The sequence below is a fragment of the Paraglaciecola polaris LMG 21857 genome, assembly GCF_000315055.1.
GTDB classification, from domain to species: Bacteria; Pseudomonadota; Gammaproteobacteria; order Enterobacterales; family Alteromonadaceae; genus Paraglaciecola; species Paraglaciecola polaris.
The window spans coordinates 124578-142326 of sequence record NZ_BAER01000024.1 but is presented as its reverse complement, the minus strand read 5'-3'; the positions used below and the strand labels follow the sequence as shown (position 1 = coordinate 142326).

13 protein-coding genes are annotated in these 17749 nt (G+C 45.7%); 12 read left to right on the top strand and 1 reads right to left on the bottom strand.

The features are described from left to right. Positions 1 to 5 precede the first annotated feature (5 nt). The 9 genes from GPLA_RS05060 (at position 6) to GPLA_RS05020 (ending at position 12849) form a co-directional block, all read left to right on the top strand. A complete protein-coding gene (locus GPLA_RS05060) occupies positions 6 to 2582 on the top strand; it encodes a TonB-dependent receptor (RefSeq protein ID WP_007103770.1) in 2577 nt (858 codons plus the stop codon). A gap of 42 nt (positions 2583 to 2624) precedes the next feature. After that, the gene (locus GPLA_RS05055) at positions 2625 to 3827 is read left to right on the top strand and encodes a CaiB/BaiF CoA transferase family protein (protein ID WP_007103769.1); all 1203 of its coding nucleotides are present in this window, start codon (positions 2625 to 2627) and stop codon (positions 3825 to 3827) included. Next, complete coding sequence (locus GPLA_RS05050; protein ID WP_007103768.1) at positions 3827 to 4729, top strand: hydroxymethylglutaryl-CoA lyase; 903 nt, start codon at positions 3827 to 3829, stop codon at positions 4727 to 4729. The genes GPLA_RS05055 and GPLA_RS05050 overlap by 1 nt, the downstream gene beginning before the upstream one ends. A 32-nt stretch (positions 4730 to 4761) precedes the next feature. Next, complete coding sequence (locus GPLA_RS05045; protein WP_007103767.1) at positions 4762 to 6825, top strand: hydantoinase/oxoprolinase family protein; 2064 nt, start codon at positions 4762 to 4764, stop codon at positions 6823 to 6825. Positions 6826 to 6834: 9 nt separating this feature from the next. After that, complete coding sequence (locus tag GPLA_RS05040) at positions 6835 to 8700, top strand: hydantoinase B/oxoprolinase family protein (protein WP_007103766.1); 1866 nt, start codon at positions 6835 to 6837, stop codon at positions 8698 to 8700. A gap of 20 nt (positions 8701 to 8720) precedes the next feature. Next, positions 8721 to 9338, top strand: a complete 618-nt coding sequence (locus GPLA_RS05035) for an isochorismatase family protein (RefSeq protein WP_007103765.1) — start codon at positions 8721 to 8723, stop codon at positions 9336 to 9338. A 30-nt stretch (positions 9339 to 9368) separates the two neighbouring features. After that, positions 9369 to 10793, top strand: a complete 1425-nt coding sequence (gene leuC / locus GPLA_RS05030; protein WP_007103764.1) for a 3-isopropylmalate dehydratase large subunit — start codon at positions 9369 to 9371, stop codon at positions 10791 to 10793. A 10-nt stretch (positions 10794 to 10803) separates the two neighbouring features. Continuing rightward, complete coding sequence (gene leuD, locus GPLA_RS05025) at positions 10804 to 11406, top strand: 3-isopropylmalate dehydratase small subunit (RefSeq protein ID WP_007103763.1); 603 nt, start codon at positions 10804 to 10806, stop codon at positions 11404 to 11406. Positions 11407 to 11757: 351 nt separating this feature from the next. Then, entirely contained in the window at positions 11758 to 12849 is a 1092-nt protein-coding gene (locus GPLA_RS05020) for an NHL repeat-containing protein (protein ID WP_007103762.1), read from the top strand. A 140-nt stretch (positions 12850 to 12989) separates the two neighbouring features. On the opposite strand, the gene cysS is transcribed toward GPLA_RS05020, so the two are convergent. Next, positions 12990 to 14384, bottom strand: coding sequence for a cysteine--tRNA ligase (gene cysS, locus GPLA_RS05015; protein ID WP_007103761.1), 1395 nt, complete (start codon positions 14382 to 14384; stop codon positions 12990 to 12992). Between the two features lie 185 nt (positions 14385 to 14569). On the opposite strand from cysS, the gene GPLA_RS05010 reads away from it, so the two are divergent. The 3 genes from GPLA_RS05010 (at position 14570) to GPLA_RS05000 (ending at position 17739) form a co-directional block, all read left to right on the top strand. Then, positions 14570 to 15064 carry a peptidylprolyl isomerase gene (locus tag GPLA_RS05010; protein ID WP_007103760.1) on the top strand — a complete coding sequence of 165 codons (495 nt, stop codon included), beginning with the start codon at positions 14570 to 14572 and terminating at the stop codon, positions 15062 to 15064. Between the two features lie 54 nt (positions 15065 to 15118). After that, the gene (gene lpxH, locus GPLA_RS05005; RefSeq protein WP_007103759.1) at positions 15119 to 15874 is read left to right on the top strand and encodes a UDP-2,3-diacylglucosamine diphosphatase; all 756 of its coding nucleotides are present in this window, start codon (positions 15119 to 15121) and stop codon (positions 15872 to 15874) included. 281 nt (positions 15875 to 16155) lie between these two features. Beyond that, complete coding sequence (locus tag GPLA_RS05000; protein ID WP_007103758.1) at positions 16156 to 17739, top strand: alkaline phosphatase; 1584 nt, start codon at positions 16156 to 16158, stop codon at positions 17737 to 17739. Positions 17740 to 17749 lie beyond the last annotated feature (10 nt).

The window sequence follows — 17749 nt, the reverse complement described above, 5'->3', positions numbered from 1 at the left end:
ACACCATGGCAGATCTGCGACTAAATACCTTAACCAGCAGCATTATATTAGCGCTCAGCAGCGGATTTTATCCTCTTGCTGATGCTAAAGCGCAAGAAAAAACGGCATCAAATGAACAACTTGAAATTATCAGTATCTCGCGCAAGCGACCTGAAAGCCTACAAGAAGTGCCCATTGCGATTACAGCGCTGTCAGAAAAGGTTATTGAAAACGCAGGGATAGAACGACCGGGTGACGCTATAGGATTGATCCCAAACATTACAATGGTCGATGCATCAAACGTAGGCGATACCCAAGTTACCATCAGAGGGATAGTTTCAACCCGTGACGCTGAATCAACATTTGCCTATGTAGTCGACGGTGTGCTGATGACCAATCCAAATGGCTTCAACGAAGAATTATTCGATGTAGCACAAATTGAGGTGTTAAAAGGCCCACAGGGTGCATTGTACGGTCGCAATGCAGTGGCAGGAGCAATCATAGTCACCACTAAACAGCCTTCTGATGAATTTGAAGGTCGAGTTAAGATCGGTTTGGCCAATAACGATACCCAAAAAGCCAGTGGTGTTATATCTGGTGCACTCTCAGACACCGTACGCGGACGCTTATCAGCAAGTCGTAACACCACAGATGGTTTTTACACTAATGCATTCACCGGTGCTGACGACTCAGTGGATTATTTGGAAGACAGCAATATTCGAGGCCGATTAATATGGGACGCGTCCGATATTCTCACATTGGACTTTCGCGCCAGCGTCAGTGACGTAGAGGGCGGAGCCATTAACTACAATGCGGCTTTTGCTTTGCCGTCATTTGTCGACGCGTTTAATCAGCCTGCTTATTTTGCCGACGTCAACGAGCACGATTTTATTTTCGCCTTCAACGTGCCGGGCATAAACGAACAATCTACCTTTGAAACATCACTAAAAGCAGACCTGGATTTAGACGGCTTTGATGTCACCGCGGTACTTGCCTACAACGACTTAGAGGAAACCCTGTTATCTGATGGCACCAGTGCTTCTTTTTACGGTTATGAGCTTACCGCCCAATGTCAAACTGATCGCGCCACGTTGAATAACGCCCCAACAGCTATCGGTGGTGCGGGTAGAACCGATTTATTCGGAGAGTTTTTTGCTCCTTTTGGTGTTTTCGCCCCCGGCGTTGAATTCACTGGCGTATACGGTCCATTCACCCCGACATCGTGTGACGGGTATCAATTCCAAGAGCGCAGTCAATCAGACTTCAGTGGTGAGCTGCGCTTCACCTCTGACTCGCCAAGTGACCCGTTACGTTGGATCGCCGGTTTATATTTTGCAGAAATTGAACGAGACGTCGTTGTTGCCTATGGGGCAGACACAGGTCAAGGCTTTTTAAAGCAAGCCTACATCCCAGCAACTGGTCCTAACCCTACAGATCTTTTATTCGATGATACGTTTGATACATCGGTCATGTCTGCATTTGGTCAACTCGAGTATGACTTTAACGAACAGTGGGAGCTGTCAGTAGCGTTGCGTTACGATCATGAATCTCGAGATGTTAGCAATAACGTACCCAATGTCAGTGCTTCGGGCCTCAACATAAACACCATAATTGACGGCGTAGTGGGTCCCATCAACCCTGCATTTACTGCAAACCCAGATGGTATACCCGACAGAAATAGTACGTTCAGTCACTGGCAGCCTAAGGTAACCCTAGCATACGCTGCCAGCGATGATTGGAACTGGTATGCCAGCTACGGTGTCGGTTTTAGAAGCGGTGGATTCAATTCCATTGGTACTGAGGCAACCCTTGATTTTTGGTTCAACGCCACAGGTGATGGTAGCCCTGGTGATGCGGTCAATGCACAATTATTAGTCAGTGATGAATATGACAAAGAAGTCACCACTAACATCGAGTTAGGCTTTAAATCAAGCTTGTTCGATGACCTTATTAAACTCAACGGCGCAATATTCGACACAACCGTTGACGACAACCAATTCTTTGAATTTTTCGCAGGTCCATTTGGCCTAATTCGCGCGGTTACCACCATCGATGAGCTTAAAATCCAAGGTTTCGAAATGGATATAAAAGCCCAAGTAACGGAAGATGTCAGTATTTTTGCTGGTGTTGGTTTACTTGATAGTGAAATAAAAGAAAATAAAAACCGTCCACTTTCCGTTGGCAATACGGCGCCTCAATCACCGGATGAAACCTACACACTTGGCGTTAGCTGGGACTACTCGTTAGCCGAAGATCTATTTATGACCAGCCGTATTGATTGGCAGTACGTGGGTCAAACTTACTTCCATACGCTGCAAGATGAACAAACCCCTACTATTTGGGACTTCTTTGGCACCTTAGGTGGCGGTGTACCCGCTGGCCCGCACTCGGTTGATTTTTCAAACGCTACGCGTGACGCCTACAGCACCCTTAATTTACGTGTCAGTCTAGACAGTGAAAACTGGACTCTGGCCCTTTGGTCTAAAAATCTGACTGATGAAAATTATCTACAAGAAGTGATACCCACACCTGAGTTTGGAGGATCCTTTTTACATCCTTCAGCCCAGCGTTCTTACGGTGTTGACTTTGCTTATCGTTTCTAATTTCCAAAGCCCTTTGGCTTTTCCACATTGGAGTAATTTATAGTGAAAAATAAACCCTTATCAGGACTGCGTATCATTGATTTAACGCATATGTTGTCTGGTCCTTATTGCGGGATGATCTTAGCCGATTTAGGTGCTGAAACAATTAAAGTTGAACCCCTAAAAGGTGAAGGCACACGCTCGTTACTGGCCAACGACCCTGAAAATTCTATTAACGGCATGGGGGCGTATTTCATTACGCTTAACCGAAATAAACAGAGCGTCTGTATAGACCTTAAGTCGCCCGAAGGATTAAAGGTATTCTACGATTTAGTCAAAAAATCAGATGTTGTTATTAATAACTTCGGAGCCGGTGTGCCTACCCGTTTGAAAATTGACCATGCGCACCTCAAAGAAGTGAATCCACGGATTATTTCTTGTTCAATCACGGGATTTGGTAACGATGGTCCCGGATTCAAACGCCCTGCCTTTGACCAAGTTGCACAAGCAATGGGTGGCGGCATGTCGATTACTGGCGCCGGTCCTGATCAACAAATTAGAGCTGGTATCCCCATTGGCGATTTAGGCGGCGGAATGTTTGCCGTCATGGGTATTCAAGCGGCTTTACTTGAACGCGAGCGCAGTGGCGAAGGACAAGACGTTGACGTGTCTATGCTCGATTGCCAAATTTCTTTACTGAATTACATGGCAACGATGCATTTTATATCAGGTAAAGACCCCTATCCTATCGGCAACTCGCACTTCGTACACGTGCCATACAATACCTTTACCACGGCTGATGGGCACATTGTCATTGCCGTTATCACCGATAATTTCTGGCAAAATTTGAAAGATTTATTAAAGGTAGCCGAATTCGATAAACCAGAATATGACACGCAACCCGGTCGCTGGAAAGATCAAGACTTCATCAACGAAACACTCAACAAGGTGCTGTCTAAAAATACCTCAGCACACTGGATAAACCTACTTGAAAAAGCGCGTATCCCTTGTGCGCCAGTCAATAAGTTCTCCCAAGCCCTGAGCGACGAGCAAGTATTGCACCGTAATATGGTTGTGGAGTTATCAGACCCTGAAGGATATAAAACCAAGGGGCCTGGCAACCCTATTAAGTTCTCACGAACCAACGAAGAAACCTTCACTGCCGCCCCTGGGCTAGGTCAACATACCGACCAAGTGCTGAACGAATTATTAGGTATGGACGCTCAAGAAGTTAAACGCCTGAAAACAGCAAAGGTAATCGGCTAATGGCATCAAATAAAGTCACCATTAACGACGTGGGTCCCCGTGATGGTTTACAAAATCAACCCAAGGTACTTAATTTAGAGCAACGTTTGAGTCTGATTTTGGCCCTTGAAGCTGCAGGTGTGCCTGAAATAGAAGTGGGTGCATTTGTGTCTCCTAAAGCGGTTCCCGCTATGGCGGGAACCGCGGACTTATTTGCCATGTTACCCAAAGGAAGTGCGCGGTATTCAGCACTTATCCCAAATATGAAAGGGTTCGAGTTAGCCCTTGAAGCAAACGTGCCCCTGACGTCGCTGGTAATAGCTGCATCAAACACTATGAATGAGAAAAATATTCGCATGACAACCCAGCAGAGTGTCAATGTGAGTCGGGATGTACTGAGTTTAGCAAAATCAAAAAGGGCAAATGTGCAAGCCTACGTAGCGACTGCATGGGCCTGTCCGTTCGAGGGGAAAATAGCGCCCGATGAGGTGTACCGCGTAACCGAACAACTTATTGAAGCAGGTGCGAGCGGTATTGTCATTGCCGATACTATCGGTGCAGCAAATCCCGCCCAAGTACAAAGCTTGATGGGTGGCTTAGTAAGCCGATTCGATAGCGACATATTATCTTGTCATTTTCATGATACTCGAGCCATGGGGCTTGCCAATACATATGCTGCAATTGAAGCAGGTATTCGCAAATTCGATGCCTCAATAGCGGGTTTAGGGGGCTGTCCTTTTGCCCCTGGCGCCAGCGGAAATGTGGCGACTGAGGATGTCGTCATGATGCTTGAGCAAATGGGTTTTGATACCGGTATCAATATCCCATTACTGTTAAAAGCATCTAATGTAGCCATTGCCTTAACGGGCACCGCGACCGGCGGTAAAGCGAAATCCTGGATGGAAAAATATTATAACAATTAAGGGGCTAATTTAGCCTTACATCGGAGAGCAATATGAGTTATCGATTAGGTGTAGATGTAGGCGGTACGTTCACTGACTTACTGTTGATTAATGAAATAACGGGTGAAACACACACGGCGAAGGTTCCCTCAACGCCAGAAGATTCATCTGTCGGGGTACTCAATGGTATTGCCCGTATCTGCCAAGAGTCAGGTGTCGATGTGAGTAAAATCGGCAGAGTCATGCATGGCACTACTGTCGCGACCAATGCGGTATTAACCGGCAAAGGCGCAAAGGTAGGTCTAGTGACCACTAAGGGCTACAAGCAAGTGCTGCAAGTGGCAAGGTCTTTTTGCCCCGGTGGCTTAGGTGGTTGGGTAAGCTTTGTCAAAAAGCCTCTACTCGCCCCGCTCGAATTGACCATAGAAGCAGACGAGCGCATGAGTGCAAAAGGACAAACGGTTACCGAATTAGATGAAGTCGCCTTACGAGAACAACTGCTAAAACTTAAAAATACCGGCCAAGTCGAAGCGTTAACGATTTGTTTTATAAATTCTTATTTAAACGGTGCCCACGAGCAACAAGCGAAGAACATTGCCAGTGAGTTTTTTACGGATGTTCCCATCTCCATATCCAGTGATGTGGTGCCTGAAATGCAAGAATATGAGCGCACCGAAACCACTGTAGTCAACAGCTACGTTAGACCTGAAGTCGCACGATATGTGGATAATTTGAGTCAATCGCTAATGGGTAAAATGGGTAACGATTTACATTTATCTATTTTACGTTCTGACGGTGGTTTAGCATCCGCTCGCTCATCAGCCGAAAGTCCAGTTAACTTGTTAATGTCTGGACCCGCTGGCGGGGTATCTGGTGCCATACATTTTTGTAGTAAAGCCGGATTTAACGACATATTGACCTTTGATATGGGCGGTACCTCGACAGATGTAGCCCTTATTCAAGACGCTAAAGCTCGCGTTCGTCGCGAAACGCGTGTTGGCGATGTAACAGTGCGCGCACCTTCGGTGGATGTACGTACAGTGGGAGCAGGCGGTGGCTCTATCGCTTTTGTACCTGAGCTAACCAAAGCCCTGCGAGTAGGTCCCGAATCAGCTGGTGCAAAACCCGGACCTGCCGCCTACATGAAAGGCGGAACCGAACCGACGGTATGTGATGCAAACGTTGTACTGGGCTACTTACCTTCTGACGTTCAACTAGGAGGTGCCATGGCGATCGATAAGAGCGCCGCGGTAGCGGCCGTAAAAAAAGTTGCCGATGCTATGGGTATATCCGTTGAAGAAGCAGCCGAAGGTATAATCAAAATTGCCAACGAAGCTATGTTTGGTGCCCTTCGTTTAGTCTCTGTTGAGCAAGGGTTCGATCCACGAGACTTCGCCTTAGTGGGGTTCGGCGGTGCGGGTCCTCTGCATGCCAATGCACTGGGTATTTTAACGCAAGCTTGGCCGACAATAATTCCTCCCGGACCCGGTGTCTTGTGTGCCTACGGTGATGCCACCACGCAGGTGCGAGATGAAGCATCCCGTACCTATGTGAAACTGCTCAAAAACAGCACTAAAGAGGAACTCACCAGTGCTCTTATTGAGTTACAAGAGAAAGCCTGTTCCACACTTTTAGCAGACGGGATCCCTGCAGACGCACAAGATCTTACCTTTCAAGCCGATGTGCGATACACAGGACAAGCCTTTCAATTGTCTGTTGAATTCACCCTAAGCGAACTACAAGCCAATGGATTGGATGTCTTAAAAGCGCAATTTGATAAAGAGCACACTCAGCTCTTTACCTTTGCCTTAGAAGAAGGACACGAAATCGTTATGATCCGTGCCATTGCCACTGCCAGCAGCGGCGAGCTACCAACCATGCCACGTGGAACCGCAGGCGCTACGCTTGCAGATTGTACTATCGCCCACAGCAAAATTTATTTCGAAGGTGAATATCACACCGCCCCTATATACGACCGAAATAAGATGCATCAAGGCATCTGCCTACATGGCCCTGCCATTATATGTGAAATGGATTCAACGTCCGTCATTCTGCCTGGCTATGAAGCCTCAGTAGACGTTGTCGGTAATATTCTCATCAATCCAATAAAGTTTTAGGAGACGAACATGAATAATAAAATAAAACAAAGCAATACGTCGCCTCTGGGCCGTGTCGATGTAGACACGGTAACCGTAGATATCATTGAAAATACCCTAAGCAACGCACGGGAAGAAATGGACGCCGTGTTATTCAGAACAGCAATGAGCCCTGGCATACGTGAGCAAGGTGACTGTTTCCCTATGATTGCCAATAAAGATGGCAAAATGGTAGTAGGTCAATTCGGCTCATTCATTCACGGCTTCATGGATGCATTTGAAGGGGAGCTTGAAGAAGGCGATATCATTTTGACTAACGATCCCTATATGACCAATGCGGCGGTTTCTCACCTTCCAGATTGGATTGTATTGGTGCCTATTTTTAGAGAAGGCCGCCACATTGCTTGGTCTGCAATGTTTGGGCATATGTCTGATAACGGCGGTATGGTGCCAGGCTCAATACCGATCAAAGCCGAAAGCATTTTCCAAGAAGGCATTAGGATCCCCCCCACTAAGCTGTATAAAAAAGGCGAGTTACAATCTGACTTGTTGGATTTAATTTTACACAACGTGCGTACCCCTCAGTGGAATAGATTCGATCTTAATGCGTTAGTTGCGGCCTGTAATACCGCCGCTAAACGTTGCATTGAAATTTCAGAACGCTTTGGCGACGACGTGTTTTATTCCACCATGGAGATCATGCTTGAACGAAACCGTGTCGCCATGAGTGCCATTATAAATATGTTGGTACCAGAAGAGCCAAGAACCTTTGTGGACTATGTCTGTGACGATGGCGTGGGCATGGGCCCGTATAAAATTCAGTGTAAAATGTGGCGCGAAGGTGACCGCGCATTTTTTGACTTCGAAGGAACCGATCCGCAAGCACAAAGCTCAATCAATTTTTACCTAAACGAAGACATGTTCAAAATGTTCTTTGGCTCTTTCACCATTAACTTGGTCGATCCACAAATTTTATTTAACGATGGATTTTACGATTTAGTGGATGTGCACATCCCGGCAGGCAGCCTGCTTAAACCACACTTTCCTGCGGCATTGTCTGGCAGAACTCATGCCCTAGGACGTATTTTCGACGTAATGGGTGGGTTACTCGGTCAAGGAGCGCCAGAAGCGATGAACGCAGCGGGGTTTTCTGACTCTCCACACCTGTTCTATTCTGGTTACGATGATAACGGCGAGTGGTTTCAATTATTTCAGATTGGTTTTGGTGGGATCCCGGGTCGTCCTGTTGGAGACGGTCCAGATGGCCACTCGTTGTGGCCGGGGTTTACTAATGTTCCCAATGAATTCATCGAAGCTTATTTCCCGCTACAGGTAGATAAATATGAAACCATCGTCGACTCAGGTGGCGCAGGACAATACCGAGGTGGAAACGGGTTGTCGGTTGCTTATCGATTCTTAAACGATGGATCAATCGCTATCCATGATGATCGTTGGTTAACGTACCCTTGGGGTGTAAACGGTGGCACGCCTGGTATGCGTTCAACAAAAGTAATTCACCGAGCAGATGGCACACAGCAAACCTTGCCGGCAAAGTGTGATGGCATCGAAGTTAAAAAAGGCGACGTACTGTACTTTAACACTTGGGGTGGTGGTGGTTGGGGTGACCCATACTTGCGTGAACCGGCTCATGTTTTGGACGACGTAAATCGCGGTTTGGTGTCCATTGAAGGGGCGAAACGTTATGGCGTAATAATAGAAAATGGCCACGTTGAGTTAACGAAAACCGTAACATTACGAGAAAAGCTCAGTAATGCTCGAGGCGAAACGCAATTATTCGACTTTGGTGGCACTATTGAAGAAATAAAAGCCCGCTGCTTAGAAGAAACTGGTCTTCCTGCACCTGAAACACCACGCTTTGTTCGAGCTCGAGCTTAATCGTGGATAGAGGAAATCATGTGAACAAAAAGACCACGAACGATCATGATTTATCCGTTGGTTCACTAACGCTTGGCTCACGCCCAGCGTTGGTGATCATCGACATGTCATTGGGGTTTACGCAATCAGAGAGCCGATTAGGGGGAGATTTCACAGCTGAAGTAGACAACATTAAGCATCTGCTTGAACAATTCAGAGCCCGAGACTTGCCCATTTTATACACCACTGTGGTGTACCACAATGAGCAACAAGCTCGCGTATTTCGTACCCGACTGCCGGACTTAAACATACTACAAGCCAACAGTAAGTGGGTACAGATTGACCCAAGAATAACCCCCAGACCAGATGAGCCCATTATTGAAAAGTGCTGGGCTAGCGGTTTTTTTAAAACCGATTTGCACACACATTTACAAAACAAAAATGCGGATTCAATTGTGGTTGTCGGATTAACCACCAGCGGTTGCGTAAGAGCGACCGCGGTAGACGGTTTACAACACGATTACCCTGTTTTTGTGGTACCTCAGGGCTGCGGCGATCGAAATTTAACCGCTCACAATGCCAGTTTACACGACATCAATGCTAAATATGGTGTGGTGGTATCCCTAGAAGAGTTGTGTGGTGCCCTGGCCCAGCTGTAATCCATAAAATATTGATACAAGGTGACAAACGTGTCCAAAACCCTCTATGACAAATTGTGGGAAGCTCATGCTATTTCCGCTGCTCCCGCAAAAAACGCTACGCAACAAAATAGTAAGCAACAACTGCTCTATATCGACCGCCACCTGATACATGAGGTGACCTCACCACAAGCATTTGATGGCCTAAAACAAAAAAAACGCCATGTACGTTGCCCCCATAAAACCATAGCTACTATGGATCACAGCGTATCGACGCGCTCCTTAGCACTTGATGCGTGTGGCCCGTTAAACGCGTTGCAATTGACCACATTAGTCCATAACTGCCAATATCACGGTATTGTGCTTTACCCCGTAGGCAGTAAAGAGCAAGGTATCGTGCATGTTATGGCGCCTGAAATGGGCCTTATATTACCCGGTATGACGGTGGTATGTGGTGACTCCCACACAGCCACTCATGGTGCATTCGGCGCTCTGGCATTCGGTATCGGCACGTCGGAGGTTGAACATGTGCTTGCCACGCAAACCTTACGCCAGAGTAAGGCAAAAAGTATGCGCATTCGCATTGACGGCAAATTGGGCGCGGGCGTAACTGCCAAGGACATTATACTGGCAGTTATAGGTCACATAGGTCATGCAGGAGCAACGGGGCACGTCATTGAGTATTGTGGCCAAGCCATAGAAAAAATGAGCATGGAGCAGCGTATGACTATTTGTAATATGAGTATAGAAGCCGGTGCCAAAGCTGGGATCATAGCTCCTGACGATGTCACATTTGCCTATCTACAAACCCGCCGACACAGCCCAAATGGCAGGGAATGGAACGACGCATTAACACACTGGAAAACGCTAAAAAGTGACGAAGGAGCAAGGTTTGATAAAGAAGTACTGCTTCGCGCAAATGACATAGCCCCCCAAGTAACTTGGGGCACAAACCCAGGGCAAGTCGTTGCCATAGATAAACCGATCCCTTGTCCAGACTCAGTGACCAACGCAATGGAAAAAGAAGCGGCTATCCAAGCATTAACTTACATGCAACTCGTCCCTGGGCAAATGCTCAGTGATGTGTCAATCAGTCATGTATTTATTGGTTCTTGCACCAATAGCCGCATCGAAGACTTACGCAAAGCTGCCAGCGTAATAGGTAACCATAAAATATCGCCTAAGGTCAGCGCGATCGTCGTGCCTGGCTCTGCGGCGGTGAAACATCAGGCTGAGCTAGAAGGTCTCGATCAGATATTTTTACAAGCTGGTTTTGAATGGCGGTTACCTGGCTGCTCTATGTGCTTAGGCATGAATGACGATGTATTAACGGCAGGACAACGCTGCGCATCAACCAGTAATCGTAACTTTGTCGGTCGGCAAGGGCGTGGGGCTTTCACCCATTTAGTGAGTCCCGAAATGGCTGCCGCTGCTGCCATAGTCGGTAAATTCACCGATATCAGAACATTTAAATAGGAGCATAAAAATGTCAGGTTTTTCAGTTTTACACGCTAACGCTCTGCCTTTTTTAAAAGCCAACGTTGACACAGACCAGCTATTGCCTAAGCAGTTTCTAACGGGTGTTACTCGAACTGGCTACGGAAAACACTTATTTCACGACTGGCGCTATTCCGACGCACAAGGCACCCAACTCGCAGCAGATTTCATCCTTAACCTACCACAATATAAAGGTGCTGAAATCCTGTTAGCCGGGGAAAATTTTGGTTGTGGGTCAAGTCGAGAGCATGCTCCTTGGGCGCTAGCAGACTTCGGATTTAAAGTGATTATTGCCCCCAGTTTTGCCGATATATTCTACGCAAACTGTATCAATAATTTAATCGTGCCAATTGTATTAAACAAAGACGACATAAAATACCTAGCGCAGATGATTGAAGCAAAACCGGATACGCAATTACGTGTTGATTTACCGGCACAAGCGGTAACCGAGGGCGACAATACGTATCCGTTTACCATCGAAAAACATCATAAAGAAAATCTTATCTCTGGCAGAGATATGATAGATCAATCTTTAATACTCTCGTCACTTATCGTCGAGCACGAAGACACTATACCAAGCTGGCTAGCCTAAGGTTAATATTTACGCTGAAATAACAAAGGGTTAGTGCTTATCCGTTAGCCCGTTTCAATCAGTAATCAATACGTATTAGACTAATCAAATTGCTCCCTCCATGCCCACCTGATAAATTGCAGACGCCATTAAACACTGGCGTGAAGCTCAAAGGTCATGTATTGACAACCCACCAGAATCCACTCATTTTGCACGGCATCTCGTCCAATTGAGGTACGTTAGTAGGTCTTTGCGAATTCACACATTATCAATAGAAACTATATTCTAATTCAGTTAAAACGTGGATTATAAAGATAATAAGCAGGATGTAAGCTACTGGCTACTTGTAAAACAATAGGTAGGAAACAAAAAATGAGTTCTATATTTAGATTAACGTTACTGATTATCAGTTTGCTTGGGCTGCAGAGTGTTTTTGCAAAACAGTCTGCTGGGTTATTAATGACATTGCCTAACACTTTTAATTCTCCGGCTAGCAGTGATCTAGATAGCCACGGCAATATTTACTTCACATCTCCTAACTTCCACAACGATACATTAATCAAAGCTGGATTAATGACAACTCCCGCTTTACCAACGATAGGCAAAGTGGACAAAGATAATAAGTTGAGCACTTGGTACACATTTACTGATGCGGATATGGAGCCCACCACAGGCAAGGTTGCGCCAATGGGAATTGCTTTTGGACCCGACGGCAATGCGTATGTGGCGGATATGCAAATGTGGTTTAACGATCAATACAAGTCGCGTATTTTACGTATCAACGTAGTAGAGGGGAAAGCCGTTAGTACAGATGTGGTCGCCAGCGGCTTGCTTTTCCCAAATGGTTTGGTATTTAAAGGGTGTGATTTGTTTGTCTCTGATACTGTACTCAAAGTTCAAGATGGTAAAACAATTAGTGGTATCTATAAGCTCAACTTGGCTGAATTATCCGCTGACCGTCCGGCGCATATCGAACCTTTTATTAGCAACCGAATTCACGACAAACATTTGTTTGAACGTTTCATATCAAGTGGCAAACTCAAATTTGGCGCAAACGGACTAACCATTGATGGTGTTGGTAATATTTATACCACCATAATGGAAGATGGGTCAGTACTGAAAACGACTATGGACAAATACAATAACAAGGTTGAGACGCGCTTGTTCAACGATGGTATGCGCGCTACAGACGGCATAAAATGGGATAAGCGTACTAATAAACTTTATGTGACTGACTTGTTTGCTAACGCCATATATAGCATAGACATGCAGGGTGACCGTGCGCTGATTGCACAAAACGGTGATACCAATGGTGCAACAGGCGAAATTGATGCCGCATCGGAGCTTATTATTCGTGGTAAGGATATGATAATTATGAACTTTGACGCTGTTTTTGATAGCCCTGAAATGGTTAACAGTCAAGCTGATGCGCCCCATACTTTATCTATTATTCATCTCCAATAATTCAAGTCTTAACGCAGCTATTAACCTTATAAGTCGCCATTTACACCTTCAAAAACCGTTAAATAAAAAGGTGAACAGTGGTCTGTTCACCTTTTTTGCATTTAAAATGTAAACATGAAGCTCAAGTCATAGATGTTGACTTAGCCTTTGCGCCAGGTGGTGCCATTTGGCCCATCTTCTAACACGATATTCAGCGCATTTAGCGCATCACGAGCAGCGTCAGCTGCGGGCCAATCTTTGGCCGAGCGAGCATCATTTCGCGCTTTAATGAGCGCTTCAACTTGCGCGCTTTCATCGCCGCCTTGCTCATCACCTTGCAAATAATCATTAGGGCTACGTTGCAAAATACCTAACACCTGCCCTAAGTTAAGCAATATTCCGGCTAAGTTACTTGCCCGCTCAGCCCCGCTTTCACCTTCAGTTTTGGCTTTATTAATTCCCCGCGCTAAATCAAACAACACAGCCATGGCTTCAGGTGTATTAAAGTCGTCATCCATCGCTTTATCAAAGCGCACAAGATAATCACCACTTTGCATATCTACCTTGTCACTTGCCACCACGTCACGCAGCGCGGTATATAAACGCTCAAGTGCGCTGCGCGCTTGGGTGATATTACCTTCTGAGTAACTTAACTGGCTGCGGTAATGGGCAGACATTAAGAAGTAACGTAAGGTTTCTGAATCATGTTGCTTCAGTACATCACGTAAAGTGAAAAAGTTGCCAAGGGATTTAGACATTTTCTCACTATCCACTTGTACCATACCGGTGTGCACCCAGTAATTTACGTAAGGAGTGTTATAAGCACAGCATGACTGAGCGACTTCATTCTCATGGTGTGGAAAAATCAAATCAGAGCCACCACCGTGTATATCAAAATGCTCACCCAAGTGTTTTTGATTCATGGCAGAACACTCGATATGCCAGCCTGGGCGACCTTTTCCCCAAGGTGATGCCCAACTTGGCTCGCCTGGTTTAACCGACTTCCATAGTACAAAGTCCATGGGATCGTCTTTGTCGTTATCGACATCCACACGCGATCCCATATTGAGTTGCTCTAAATCTTGTTTGCTCAACTTACCGTAATCACGGTAGGAACTGACGTCGAACAACACATCGCCGGACTTAGCTTGATAGGCATGGCCGTTAGCGATTAAACGTTCGATGATGGCGATAATTTCAGGCATATGAGTGGTAACACGAGGCTCAATATCAGGAGGCAGCAAGTTAATGGCAGCAAAGTCTTCATGCATCATGGCAATGGTACGCGCAGTTAATTCACTGGTGGTTTCATTATTGTCATTGGCGCGCTGAATAATTTTGTCGTCGATATCGGTGATATTACGTACGTAATTCACTTCGTACCCTTTGTGACGTAAAAAACGTACCATCAAGTCAAAACTCAAGTACGTTCTAGCGTGTCCCATGTGTGACAAGTCGTACACTGTGATACCGCACACGTACAACCCTACTTTCGATTCATGTAAAGGCGTGAAAAGCTCTTTTTGTCGAGTCAGTGTGTTGTATATGTGCAGCATTAACCGGCTTCCTATTGATAATAAATGAGTCTATAAATTGGCGCGCGAATGCACACCCAAAGGCCGATTCTATCACTGAGTCACCCACCTCGCATTAATCAATATGAATCAACTGCTTAAAAAGCGCTTCGCTTTACGTTAGAATGACGTACTTTTATTTTTATGGTTTATCTGAGGGCATTATAATGGTCACAATTCATACTAATTACGGTGCGGTAAGCATCGAGCTTTTCACAGACAAGGCGCCTGAAACCGTTGCTAACTTTCTAAGTTATGCTAAAGAAGGTTTCTACGACAACACCATTTTCCATCGTGTTATTGATGGTTTTATGGTTCAAGGCGGCGGATTTGAGCCGGGTATGGAGCAAAAAACAACTAAAGCGACCATCAAAAACGAAGCAAACAACGGTTTGGCCAACGAAATTGGTACGTTAGCAATGGCACGCACAAACGAGCCTCATTCAGCTAGCTCACAGTTTTTCATCAATGTGGCGAACAACAGCTTCTTAAACTTCCGCAGCGAATCTGGCGACGGTTGGGGTTACTGCGTATTTGCCAAAGTGACTGACGGTATGGACGTGGTAAACAAAATCAAAGACGTGAAAACAGGTAACTCAGGTTATCATCAAGATGTACCTGTTGAAGATGTGGTTATTCAAAAAGTTGAAATAAGCGAATAATCCCATTATCGAGGCTTATTTATTCTGAATAAGCCTCATATCGAGCCCTACTGTATGTCATTTAGCTATTTTATTGCCGATTTACACTTGTCAGCTGAACGCGAAGACATTAGTCAATGTTTGTTTCAGTTTTTGCAGCACGACGCTCTTCAAGCTGATGCGTTATACGTGTTGGGTGATCTGTTCGAAGTCTGGATAGGTGATGACAATCAAACCCCTTTTAACCAAGCAATCGCCCGGGAGTTTAAACGGGTGGCTGACAGCGGGGTTAAGATTTATTTTATTCATGGTAATCGTGATTTTTTAATACGCCAGCGTTTTGCTACCCAGGCTGGGTTTTCGCTTTTACCTGAACAGGTTGTCGTTGATTTATATGGCATACCAACCTTAATAACCCACGGTGACGAACTCTGTACCCGAGACGTGGCCTATCAAAAATTCCGACGCAAAGCCCGAGGTTGGTGGTGGCCAAGATTAGTACTATGCCTGCCTTTGTCCACTCGTCAGAAAATAGCGGATAACGGACGAGCTACAAGCAAAGAAAATCAAAAGCAGCTAAGCACGGAAATCATGGACGTCACCCAGCAGGAAGTAGAAGACACTATGCAGCGTTTCGACGTGCAACGTTTGATACATGGGCACACTCATCGCCCCGCTATTCATAATTTCAATGTAAATGGCTTACCCGCTAAGCGTATAGTATTAGGGGATTGGTACGATCAAGGCAGTATTCTGAAGGTAACCCAAGACAAAATAGAACTAACAGCACATCCCTTTTTCAAGCGCAGAAAAGCAGAGAATCAAGCATAGGCTCAGGCCATCCTTCACGCTAAATTTACCTTCATCTGAGCAACCTTAAGGGTATATTTACGGCTAAGAATACACCCACAACTTTGCTGTTTTCGTGCGCTGCTATTCCACTCGTTGATCATTCGTTAAAAAATTTGCCACAGTAATGCCCTATTAACGTCACCAATTTGTCAAAAAAGTGTCAGCGATAATTCATATGACTCCCTTACCCTAGCTCTGCGGTTACTGGGCTCACCAGTAGCAAAAACAACCAAAAGCACATCAAATTCGGGATAATAAGCATGAAAAAAAACTGGATCGCAACAGCCAGTGCACTCGCATTCGCTGTTTCCACTGCGCTGCACGCTGACGTCGTACCTACTTATCAGACTGACAGCAGTTGGTACACCGATGCACAAACCAAATTAGCCACAAAATTACAAACAAATAATCAATTTAAAGCCAAAAACGTAATTTTATTTGTTGGCGATGGCATGGGTGTTTCGACGCTGACCGCTGCACGCATTTTACAGGGGCAACAGGCTGGCAATCCGGGCGAAGAAGGCTACTTAAGCTTCGAGTCTTTCCAGCATACCGCGCTTGTTAAAACCTACAATGTTGATGCGCAAACGCCAGATTCAGCAGGTACGATGACAGCAATGATATCTGGTCTCAAAACCGATGTAGGTGTAATCGGCGTCAATGAGGATATTGAACGCGGTGAGTGCGCGACGGTTGCAGGTAATGAGGTGTCTACCGCATTAGAATTAGCTGAGATTAAAGGCATGGCAACGGGTGTTATTTCTACCGCTCGTATTACCCATGCTACGCCCGCAGCAACCTATGCAAAATCAGCTGACCGTAACTGGGAAGATGTATCAGATATGCCAGAAGCTGCAGTAGCTGCTGGGTGTACAGATATTGCTGATCAACTGGTTCACTTCGAAAGTAACTTAGAAGCACGCTTCGAAGGCGTTGACGTTGACGGACTTGAAGTGGTTATGGGTGGCGGTCGTCGTCACTTTTTACCCAAAGACGCCGCATTTAACAGTGCTGACGCCGTCAGCGAAGTGGAAGGTGATCGCACTGACGCACGTGATCTGACTCAAGAGTGGCGAGATATTTACGCCAACGGCGTTTATGTTATGGATAAAACTGGCTTTGACGCAGTGGATGCAGCTAACACAAAGCATCTATTTGGTTTGTTTAATGAGTCACACATGCAATACGAAACCGATCGCGCTAATGACGTTGCAGGTGAACCATCATTGACTGAGATGACCACTAAAGCGATCGATGTGTTAGACAACAACGAAAAAGGATTTTTCCTTATGGTTGAATCAGGTCGCATTGATCACGGTCACCATGCAGGTAGCGCGTATAACGCACTCACGGATGCGATTGAGTTATCAAACGCAATTCAATCCGCAATGGAAAATACCAATCCAGAAGAAACGCTTATTTTGGTCACCGCTGACCATGGTCACGTATTCACCATAGCTGGTTATCCCAAACGCGGTAATCCTATATTAGGCAAGGTGGTTTCAGTTGGTGCAACAGAGCCCGCATTAGCGGCTGATAACATGCCCTACACGACGTTGGGTTATACCAATGGTTTAGGCTTTCAGGATCTTGGAACAGAAACTGATGCTGATGCCAGTTACAACCAAGAAATTGCTGCAGGTCGTATGAATATCACAAACGTGGATACCACGGCCTCGGGTTATCACCAAGAAGCACTTATTCCACTTAGTTCAGAAACTCATTCGGGTGAAGACGTCGCCTTACATGCTAGCGGCCCAGGTTCGCAGTTAGTACAGGGCGTAATAGAGCAAAGCGTTGTATTTCACATCATCGAACAAGCGCTTGATTTAATTCAGGAATAGGTAGGGAAAT

Excerpts from the sequence above, each read along its gene's own strand:
- GPLA_RS05060 (WP_007103770.1), top strand. The coding sequence starts at position 6 with ATGGCAGATCTGCGACTAAATACCTTAACCAGCAGCATTATATTAGCG.
- GPLA_RS05050 (WP_007103768.1), top strand. The coding sequence starts at position 3,827 with ATGGCATCAAATAAAGTCACCATTAACGACGTGGGTCCCCGTGATGGT.
- GPLA_RS05045 (WP_007103767.1), top strand. The coding sequence starts at position 4,762 with ATGAGTTATCGATTAGGTGTAGATGTAGGCGGTACGTTCACTGACTTA.
- GPLA_RS05040 (WP_007103766.1), top strand. The coding sequence starts at position 6,835 with ATGAATAATAAAATAAAACAAAGCAATACGTCGCCTCTGGGCCGTGTC.
- leuD (WP_007103763.1), top strand. The coding sequence starts at position 10,804 with ATGTCAGGTTTTTCAGTTTTACACGCTAACGCTCTGCCTTTTTTAAAA.
- GPLA_RS05020 (WP_007103762.1), top strand. The coding sequence starts at position 11,758 with ATGAGTTCTATATTTAGATTAACGTTACTGATTATCAGTTTGCTTGGG.
- cysS (WP_007103761.1), bottom strand. The coding sequence starts at position 14,384 with ATGCTGCACATATACAACACACTGACTCGACAAAAAGAGCTTTTCACG.
- GPLA_RS05010 (WP_007103760.1), top strand. The coding sequence starts at position 14,570 with ATGGTCACAATTCATACTAATTACGGTGCGGTAAGCATCGAGCTTTTC.
- lpxH (WP_007103759.1), top strand. The coding sequence starts at position 15,119 with ATGTCATTTAGCTATTTTATTGCCGATTTACACTTGTCAGCTGAACGC.
- GPLA_RS05000 (WP_007103758.1), top strand. The coding sequence starts at position 16,156 with ATGAAAAAAAACTGGATCGCAACAGCCAGTGCACTCGCATTCGCTGTT.